The sequence below is a fragment of the Pseudomonas sp. PS02303 genome (assembly GCF_029959925.1).
GTDB lineage: Bacteria > Pseudomonadota > Gammaproteobacteria > Pseudomonadales > Pseudomonadaceae > Aquipseudomonas > Aquipseudomonas mandelii.
The window spans coordinates 1-594 of record NZ_JASCOM010000553.1; the positions used below are offsets into that span (position 1 = coordinate 1).

The following is a 594-nucleotide window of genomic DNA, read 5'->3' on the forward strand; positions in this document are numbered from 1 at the left end:
ACTACCGCCCGGGCGAAGTTTACTGGTGCACCGCCGACGTCGGCTGGGTCACTGGCCACAGCTATATCGTCTACGGCCCATTGGCCAACGGCGCGACCACGCTGCTGTTCGAAGGCGTGCCGAACTATCCGGACATCACCCGGGTGGCGAAGATCGTCGACAAGCACAAGGTCAACATCCTCTACACCGCACCGACCGCGATCCGCGCGATGATGGCGTCGGGTCAAGCCGCTGTTGAAGGTGCTGATGGCAGCAGTTTGCGCCTGCTCGGTTCGGTGGGTGAGCCGATCAACCCGGAAGCCTGGGACTGGTACTACAAGAATGTGGGCAAGTCCCGCTGCCCGATCGTCGACACCTGGTGGCAGACCGAAACCGGCGGCAACATGATGAGCCCGCTGCCGGGCGCCCACGCCCTCAAGCCGGGTTCGGCGGCACGTCCGTTCTTCGGTGTGGTGCCAGCGTTGGTTGACAACCTGGGCAACATCATCGAAGGCGTGGCCGAGGGCAACCTGGTGATTCTCGATTCGTGGCCAGGCCAGGCGCGCACGCTGTACGGCGACCATGACCGCTTCGTCGACACCTACTTCAAGACCT

Annotated in this window: 1 protein-coding gene; it reads left to right on the top strand. The window is 63.5% G+C overall.

Going from position 1 to position 594, the window contains the following annotated elements; translation table 11 throughout:
* On the top strand, positions 1-594 hold a 594-nt coding region (locus tag QMX98_RS34810), incomplete at both ends, for an AMP-binding protein (protein ID WP_282412093.1).